This window comes from Acinetobacter sp. YH12046 (assembly GCF_013419905.1).
In the GTDB taxonomy this organism is placed as follows: domain Bacteria; phylum Pseudomonadota; class Gammaproteobacteria; order Pseudomonadales; family Moraxellaceae; genus Acinetobacter.
Genome location: NZ_VOZF01000030.1, coordinates 22,963 through 31,656 on the forward strand (window position 1 = coordinate 22,963; position 8,694 = coordinate 31,656).

At 41.8% G+C, this 8,694-nt stretch carries 8 protein-coding genes and 2 pseudogenes; 4 read left to right on the forward strand and 6 right to left on the reverse strand.

Annotated features, from left to right (window positions below):
* Nucleotides 1-213: 213 nt before the first annotated feature.
* Complete coding sequence (locus FTU03_RS13515) at nucleotides 214-558, forward strand: hypothetical protein (protein ID WP_004786283.1); 345 nt, start codon at nucleotides 214-216, stop codon at nucleotides 556-558.
* Between the two features lie 251 nt (nucleotides 559-809).
* Nucleotides 810-2,021 (forward strand): YeeE/YedE family protein, encoded by a 1,212-nt coding sequence (locus FTU03_RS13520; RefSeq protein ID WP_034169960.1) that lies wholly within the window; start codon nucleotides 810-812, stop codon nucleotides 2,019-2,021.
* A 45-nt stretch (nucleotides 2,022-2,066) separates the two neighbouring features.
* Here FTU03_RS13520 and FTU03_RS13525 read toward each other — a convergent pair whose 3' ends face one another.
* The 3 genes from FTU03_RS13525 to FTU03_RS13535 form a co-directional block, all read right to left on the reverse strand.
* Entirely contained in the window at nucleotides 2,067-2,576 is a 510-nt protein-coding gene (locus FTU03_RS13525; RefSeq protein ID WP_179993375.1) for a hypothetical protein, read from the reverse strand.
* Nucleotides 2,577-2,638: 62 nt separating this feature from the next.
* Entirely contained in the window at nucleotides 2,639-3,418 is a 780-nt protein-coding gene (locus FTU03_RS13530) for a TIGR03915 family putative DNA repair protein (protein WP_179993374.1), read from the reverse strand.
* Nucleotides 3,418-4,677 carry a putative DNA modification/repair radical SAM protein gene (locus FTU03_RS13535; protein WP_179993373.1) on the reverse strand — a complete coding sequence of 420 codons (1,260 nt, stop codon included), beginning with the start codon at nucleotides 4,675-4,677 and terminating at the stop codon, nucleotides 3,418-3,420. The genes FTU03_RS13530 and FTU03_RS13535 overlap by 1 nt, the downstream gene beginning before the upstream one ends.
* Nucleotides 4,678-4,885: 208 nt before the next feature.
* On the opposite strand from FTU03_RS13535, the gene FTU03_RS13540 reads away from it, so the two are divergent.
* Nucleotides 4,886-5,929, forward strand: a complete 1,044-nt coding sequence (locus FTU03_RS13540) for a nitronate monooxygenase family protein (RefSeq protein ID WP_179993372.1) — start codon at nucleotides 4,886-4,888, stop codon at nucleotides 5,927-5,929.
* A gap of 64 nt (nucleotides 5,930-5,993) precedes the next feature.
* Here the strand turns inward: FTU03_RS13540 and FTU03_RS13545 are convergent, their stop codons facing one another.
* A complete protein-coding gene (locus FTU03_RS13545) occupies nucleotides 5,994-6,671 on the reverse strand; it encodes a hypothetical protein (protein ID WP_179993371.1) in 678 nt (225 codons plus the stop codon).
* A 245-nt stretch (nucleotides 6,672-6,916) separates the two neighbouring features.
* Nucleotides 6,917-7,963: a tRNA dihydrouridine synthase DusB gene (dusB, locus tag FTU03_RS13550; RefSeq protein WP_179993370.1), complete on the reverse strand. Its 1,047-nt coding sequence runs from the start codon at nucleotides 7,961-7,963 to the stop codon at nucleotides 6,917-6,919.
* A 102-nt stretch (nucleotides 7,964-8,065) separates the two neighbouring features.
* On the opposite strand from dusB, the pseudogene FTU03_RS16335 reads away from it, so the two are divergent.
* Nucleotides 8,066-8,410 (forward strand): annotated as a pseudogene (locus tag FTU03_RS16335) (site-specific integrase); the annotation flags it as partial.
* A 176-nt stretch (nucleotides 8,411-8,586) separates the two neighbouring features.
* Here FTU03_RS16335 and FTU03_RS13555 read toward each other — a convergent pair.
* Nucleotides 8,587-8,694, reverse strand: a pseudogene (locus FTU03_RS13555) (IS5/IS1182 family transposase); the annotation flags it as partial.

Below are 8,694 nucleotides of genomic sequence, written 5' to 3' on the forward strand. Positions count from 1 at the left end.
AAACTTATTCTTTATAAGCAGTGAGAAGCAATCCATATAAGGGTTGTAAGAAAATACATTCAAATAATCAGACGATTTATATTTGGCAAAAATTGTATAAGCCTTTATAAAAATTACATTTAGCGAACAAATTCTGATCTAATTATTAGCATAAATTCAAATAAATACTCGCTAGACTGTTTTCGACCTTACAACTACAAAGGATATGACACGATGAATAAATTACTTGTTGCTTTGGGTTTAGCTGCAACCGTTGCTTTAGTGGGTTGTAATAAGAAAGAAAATCCTGAAACAGGTGCGACAACTGGCGAACATTTAGAAAATGCTGCTACTCAAGCAGGCCATGATATGGAAGATGCCACTCATGAGGCTTCTCAGGAAACTGACCAAGCCATGGATAATGCGGCTGCAAATGCTTCCCGTGCCGCTGATGAAGCCGCCGCTGCGACTTCTCGAGCAGCAGATGCAACTGCTGAAGCCGCTAAAAACGCGACTGCTGCAACTGCCGGTGCTATTGAAGAAGGTGCAGGCAAAGTACGCGAGAAAGCTGAAAATTAATTTTTAAAGCTTTAGATCTTTAAAAGCCTGCTTTGCAGGCTTTTAAACTTTTTATACATTTCACTATTAGGCAGGTGATTGTTCTAATTAAGCTGATATCTTTTGAAATAATCACGACCTTATATCATTTAAATTCATAATTATTATCAGTTATCAGGATGTTTAATTGGCTCTTAGAAATTCTAGATCAGCCCATTTTAGTGAGAAATTGCGTAATATACGCGACTTTATTTTTTAAAGCTTGATCTCCCATGTTTGTTATTGCTGCGTCTTCCCAGCGATCGAATCTCTCGGTCTGGGTGGCTTTTATTTTACTTGTATTAGGAACTGTCGGTGCCTATCACATCGTGGGCCTGAACCAGGCTCTATTATTTCTGGTGGGTGGTGCACTGGGTATGACCTTGTATCATGCCTCGTTTGGTTTCACCTCCAGCTGGCGCGTCTTTATTAAAGAACGTCGTGGTCGTGGCTTACGTGCCCAAATGATCATGCTGGGTCTTGCTGTCTTGCTATTTTTTCCTGCTTTAGGCGCAGGTGAACTGTTCGGTAATCCAGTTCAAGGCTTTGTCAGTCCAGTTTCGCTTTCTGTGGTAATCGGGGCATTTATTTTCGGGATTGGCATGCAGCTCGGTGGCGGTTGTGCATCAGGCACACTTTATACCGTTGGTGGTGGTAGTGCCCGTATGCTGGTAACCCTGTTCTTCTTCTGTGCTGGCTCACTGATTGCGACTTCGCATATTGACTGGTGGTTTAACCTACCCCATTTCGCACCCATCTCCATTGTAGAAAGTTTTGGTGTCATTCCTGCACTTGTTTTGAGCTTTGTCATTTTTGCTGTTATTGCTACTGCAACTATCTTTTTTGAAAAGAAACGTCATGGCAATTTAGAAGTTGAACCTCAAAGCCAGCATCAGGGCTGGAAACGCTTTTTGCGTGGTCCATGGCCATTAATCTGGGGTGGAATCATTTTAACCCTGCTTAACTTTGCTACTTTGGCGCTGGCTGGTCGTCCATGGGGAGTTACTTCTGCCCTTGCTGTCTGGGCCGCGAAATCTGCAAGTTTTGTTGGAATTGATGTAGCCTCTTGGGCGTATTGGCAGCAACCAGCCAATGCCAAAGCCTTATCTGAATCGCTCTGGTTCGATATTACGTCTATGATGAACTTTGGCATCATGCTTGGTGCATTATTGGCTGCCAGTCTGGCAGGTAAATTTGCTCCGAACTTCAATATTCCAAAACGTTCATTGGTTGCTGCGGTTATTGGCGGTTTGATGCTTGGCTACGGCGCTCGTCTGGCTTATGGCTGTAATATTGGTGCCTATTTTAGTGGTATTGCTTCGGGCAGCGTACATGGCTGGTTATGGCTGGTCTTCGCATTCCTTGGAAATGGTCTGGGTGTAAAACTTCGTCCAATTTTCTTCCCCGGTGAGAAACCTCAACCAGAAAAACTGACTGGTTGCTAAATAAAAAAGCCCATCTTTGCGATGGGCTTTTTTATAGCTTAATACTTACAACGCAGCTTTTAGATTACAACCATAATTCATGGTTTGTTGAACCTGACGATAAGCCGTATAACGGTCCAGAATAAAAGTATAGAACTGATCGCTAGATGCAAAATTGGATTTCAGGTCTTCATTCTCGGCTTTAGGCAATTGAATTTCGTCGACCAGATTCAGATTATAATGCCCCAAGCGATACATCTCAGCAAAATAACCATTCATCATGTCACAATAGGCCACTTTACTGGATTTTAGCGCAGTCCGGCTGACAGGATGCTGATTCAAGGTTTGCAGGTTATTCACATCCAAAGGCAACTGATGAGAAAAGGCAATGCTTTCTACTTTTTTAAATTGCTGAAAGTCCTGTGCCAACTTACTGTTTAGATCATCAAAACGTTGCTGTAATTCCTGTGCACTTTTAACCTGATATTTACCCGGATCTACTGCTATTTTCTGTTGCTCTGCTGAACATGCAGCCAATCCAGTTACCATAGCTAATGATGCCAGCCATACCTTCATATCTATACACTCGATCTAAATATTAGCTGTCATTATGCCTTAAACTTGGGCGAAGATTTTATTTAAAGTACTTTCTCATTCATATAACGCCAGTAGCGTTTAGGTACATACTGGATATGCAGCTTCATATTTTGTCGTGCCTGAATATTCACGCTTTTAAAATAATCTTTCCAAAGCTGATCATAGAGTACTTCTTCATCATCCAGTTCAATGCTAAAAGACTGACTATGTCCAATCCGGATTTGTGGATCAACTATTTCTGCATTCATCTCTATCTGGTGCACATCATTTAAATCGTAATAGATGCCGTACTGGCGCTGCTCATCATAAATTAGCCAACGCTGGTCTTGGTAACGTTCCTTAAAATGTCGGGAAATAATCGGCAGTACATTAAAATCCGGTTTGACCAGACTGAGAAACAATCCATCTTTGGCCTTTTTGAAGCGGACAAAAGCTTCCATACGATGCTTTTCACGCCCGACCTGTTTCATCCATTGTGACATTCCGATGACTGCATGATGGCCATAATCTTTATCAACCGGCCGCTGATTTTGAAATACATAAACTGCAAAATCGAACAGGTTCTGAAATGCCTGTTCTTTTTCAGAAAGAAAAGCATAATAAAAGGCTTTTAAACTACTGGATGATACTTTCTGTTTTAAGCCTTGCCAGACCCGCTGTCCCTGACTTTCATTCGGAGCTACATGAATAAAATCATCGAATAAGCCATTTTGTGCCTGCGGATTGGCCGTCACTTTGACATCAAACTCTTTAAACTCAAAAGCCCGAAATACACAGCTTAATAAACCGGTCATGGTGCCATCAAAACAGTACTGTGCCATCAGAAACCGAATCCCAGTTGAGGTGACAGTTGCTGCTGATATTTGGATTGACCGGCTTGTAAAATCTGCTGGCGAATCTGCTGGGATTGCTGCTCCTTTTTAAATTTCGGTGTATCTGCACAGCGAATAAAATGCTGCGCCCGGTTATACGCCACGCCCATCCGTTTTAGTTGATCGATATGAATCTGACCAAAACGGCGTGCCTGTACAATCTTTTTGGCAGAACGTACTCCAATGCCAGGCACGCGTAATATTATCTTGTAGTCGGCTCGGTTAATATCAACCGGGAAGGCCTCCGGATGGCGTAAAGCCCAGCTCAGTTTTGGATCAATATCCAGATCCAGATTTGGATGCTGGTCATTCACAATTTCATCTGCTTCAAAACCATAAAAGCGCATCAGCCAGTCAGACTGATATAGACGATTTTCTCTTAATAAGGGTGGCGCTGAGCCGATTGCAGGTAAGGCTTTTTCTTCGGGATTAATCGGAATATAGCCAGAAAAATACACGCGTTTCAGCTTAAATTCCTTGTAGTGCCGATCAGCCATCAAAATAATATCTTTGTCCGTTTCACTATGCGCACCGACCACCATTTGCGTGGTCTGTCCTGCGGGAACAAATTTGGGAACGGATTTGATGATCTTACGTTCATCTTTCAACTGGATTAAGCGATCCCGTACAATTCCCAGATCTTTTTGCACTTCTGTATGGGTTTTCTCTGGAGCAAACTTTTGCAAGCCTGCTTCGGTTGGCATTTCCAGGTTGATACTCATCCGGTCGACATATAAACCCGCTTCAGTAATGATCTCCTGCGATGCTCCGGGAATGGTTTTGAGATGAATATAACCATTAAAATTTTCTTCAAGACGCAGCTTTTTCACCACCTGCAACATCCGCTCCATGGTGTAATCTGCTGATTTAAAAATTCCCGAACTTAAAAACAGCCCTTCAATATAATTACGGCGATAAAAATTCATGGTCAGATCGACCACTTCCTGCACGGTAAATGCAGCACGTTTTACGTCATTGGAACGACGAGAGACACAATAGGCACAGTCAAAAATGCAGACATTTGAAAACAGTATTTTCAGTAATGAGACACAGCGACCATCTTCGGTATAGCTATGACAGATTCCATTTCCGGTATTGCCCAAGCCTTTGTCTTTATTTTTACGGTTACTGCCACTCGATGAACAGGACACATCATATTTGGCAGCATCAGCTAAAATTTGTAGTTTTTCTCGGATACGTTCAGACATGATTTCAGCAAGTTGTTGGCTAAAAACCTATTATAAATTTTCCCCGCTATACACTATAGCTTTCCAGTCTTTGTGGCGACATCTCATGTCGTAAGAAATGTAATTGAACCGTTATCCATACAGCATTATTTCAAAATAAAATAACCAATATGATTTGCTTAATTTTGCGGCTATAGGCAAAGTAGATAGAGTAACAGGGAGCAAATCTATGTCTTTATTAGAAAAACTCGGAATAAAACATCCTATTTTCTTGGCCCCTATGGCAGGCGTTTCGACACCTGAACTGGCAGCGGAAGTTTCAAATCAGGGTGGTCTGGGTTCGCTGGGCTTGGGAGCCAGCAGCGTAGAGTCTGCGCGCCAGCAGATTTTAAAAACTCAGGAACTTACAGATTGTCCGTTTCAGGTTAACTTTTTCTGTCATGACAGTCAGCCTCTTGATGAAAACGTAGCCCAAGCCTGGATTGACCAGTTTAAAGATAAATTTGCTGAATACGGAATTAATCCACCCACTCAATTGAACTGTATTTACCCAAGTTTTAAAGACAATGATGATTTCTTGAATCTGGTTCTAGAAACCAGACCATGTGCGGTCAGCTTTCATTTTGGCATTCCTCTCCCGCATCAGGTTCAGGCCTTAAAAGATGCCGGTATTCTGACGATGGTATCTGCCACCAATTTTGCTGAGGCCAAAGCCATTCAAGCGGCAGGGATTGATATCATCATTGCTCAAGGCATTGAGGCTGGAGGTCACCGGGGTATCTTTAGTACCAAGTTTGATGCCTCAGTCAAAACTTCTAATCTGGTCAAGTTGATGAAACAGCATTTTTCACTGCCGGTGGTTGCTGCAGGCGGAATCATGAATGGTGAACAAGCCCGTCAGATGATGGACTTTGGCGCTGAAGCAGTACAATTGGGCACGGCATTTGTTCAGTGTAAATCTTCCAATGCCAATGACACCTATCGTAAAGCGCTACTGTCTAAGCCGCTGACTCAAGTTAGTGCCAGCATTTCCGGCCGTCCAGCGCGTGGCATCATTAATCACTGGCATATAGACATCGACACTCCTGATCGTCTGGATGTACCTGCCTATCCATATACTTATGATCTGGCCAAGCAGTTACATGCAGCAGCGTCCAAACATGGTGATCAGGGTTATGGCGCGTTTTGGGCAGGTTCAAATGTGACGCAAATTCGTGAGATGGAAGCTTCTGATTTAATTAATCAGTTAGTGCTGGAAATGAAACAAAAATAAAGCAAAATTTAATTTTAGAACATAAAAAAACCTCTCCAAAGAGAGGTTTTTTTATATCGTTCTTTTAACGAGTCATACGATGCCAAGCATCTTTGATCGCAAATTTTGCTTCTTCCCAATTCAAACGAGATTCACCTTTTACCTGTTCCCATTTGGTTCGTAATTCAGGTTCGGCATGTTCGAAGTCAGTTTGACGGTCATATAGCGGACGGTTTTCATAACCAACCCGATAAGCACCACGATAGTCACGATCATAGTCGAGATCGCTGTAAGTAGTGCGTGATTCCGTATAATACGGACGGTTGGTATGCTCAGTTCTCCAGTAATCATCTTCCTGCTTAATCGTGTCCGGATGCTGATAACTATCTGCCTCTGGATGATTTTCTGGATGCTCGTAGTTATCCGTCTGTTTCGGATGATCAGGTGAAGCAATATCATTCCCTGCAATACCGCCTACAACACCGCCAATGATACCGCCTACTACTGCCCCTGGAGGACCACCTACCAGACCGGCAGTCGCTCCAACTGCTGCCCCGCCTAAAGTACCTGCACTGGTAGCAAGTACATTATCCTCACCTTCATTCATATCTGGCACACGAGGATTATCTTTTTGAGGTGAATTCAAATCTGGTCGAGCACTGGCATCTGTTGCATCTTGATTTAATGCGTCACTACGTTCCTCTGGTAATTCAGTCGAGGTTTTATTGCCAAAGTCTGTAACTGGACGATTGGTATTTGTCATTATAGATCTCCCTTGATCATGAGAATGAACAAGATTGAATAAACATCTTGCCATGCTAGAAATTCAGCTTAGAGCAATTTCACGTAAACAATGTCCATATCCTGTCCAGTTTCAGTGAACTTAATATGCGGCTATGTTCACTACAGTCTTTAATGTAACGGAAGCATATAAAATTTTAGCTATAAGATAAAAAAGGTACTGTATTTACTACAGTACCTTTTAGAAGAACTAGGAAATCTCTCTTTTTATTTGGTTTCTAGCAGATTCACCTGATTCACCTGTACATCGCTCATGATATGTCCATGTTCCAGTAATCCATTAAAATAGTTTTCCACCACTTTATATTGATCGGCAGTGTTTTCTACCTGATACATATTTTGACGGAATTCATTACTGGAACGTAGACCTTTGGTATACCAGGCAATATGCTTACGCGAAATACGGCAACCTGAATATTCACCATAAAACTCATAAAGCTCGGATAAATGCCCTAGTAGCACATCTTTCACTTCAGCAATACTTGGCGCAGCCAGATGCTCTCCGGTTTTTAAATAGTGTGCAATTTCACGAAAAATCCAGGGGCGACCTTGTGCTGCACGGCCGATCATAATGGCATCCGCACCTGTATAGTCCAGTACATATTTAGCTTTCTCAGGGCTATCAATATCTCCGTTCGCAATCACGGGAATATTCAGCATTCCTTTCACTTCCTTAATTAAAGAATAGCGTGCCGTATTGAGGTACATGTCTTCACGAGTACGGCCATGTAATGCCAGCGCTGCAATCCCCGCGTCTTCAGCACGTTTTGCAACTCGCAGAATATTTTCATGACCGTTGAGATAGCCCAAACGGGTTTTTAAAGTCACAGGAACATCAACTGCAGCAATGACTGCATCTAAAATACGTGCAACCAGATCTTCATCCTTTAACAAGGCAGAACCGGCCAGCTTATTACAGACTTTCTTTGCTGGACAACCCATATTAATATCAACAATTTGTGCCCCATTTGCAACCTGATAACGCGCTGCCTCAGCTAAGTCATGCGGATCAGAACCGGCAATCTGCGCTGAAATTGGTGCCAGCTCACCATCAAAATTCGCCCGATATAAGCTTTTTTTACTCATGCGCAAGGTCTTGTCAGAAGTCATCATTTCACTGACTGCATGACCCGCACCGAAGTACTTGCATAAGGTTCTAAATGGACGATCGGTGACACCTGCCATGGGAGCGACCCAAAGTTTCTTATCTATTGACCTATCAAACAATTCTGAAATTACATTATTTTTACTCAAAATCTTTAACCTCATTTAACTTCGTTTAGTCGCTCCGTATTGACTTTTAACGCTCTTTATTTGCAACCTATTTGCACCACTACATTTTTATGGTGCAAATTCATGGGCATGGTCACTAAGCGACAAACAAAAGACGGTACAACTCGGTATAGAGCTCAGATCCGTATATAACGTCAAGGCTACCCTGAATTTAAGCAATCCAAAACGTTCAGCAAAAAATCATTGGCTGAGGAATGAATCAAACGCACGGAAGCCGAGATTGAATTGCACCCTGAAAAAATATTGAACCCTGAGATGCAACTTAAGCACAAAACCCTTAGAGAACTCATATTTCAGTATTTGGATGAAGCGGACAGTTTTGCTAGGACAAAAACAGGAGCACTACAGCATATCGCTAGTTTAGATATTTCTAACAAGGATATCTATTCCTTAACCTATGAGTACTTCTAAATGATGGGATTTTGAAAGAAAAATGATGGGATTAAAGGATTATTCTTAGGGAGTTACTAATACTCATTCACCACCAGTAATTATAAGTATGTCAAAAGTACAAATTATATTTTTATTAATTTAAAAAACCTAACATGATGGAAAACTTGTTTACATTAGATTTCTTTCATAAGTCATTTTTCACTCAGCTCCAAGTTATAAATTCCAGCAATTAGATTGAATCTTAATGCTAGTCTTTTGCCTCGATTGCGATATCGCTCAGCAAGAATTTTGAAGGTTTT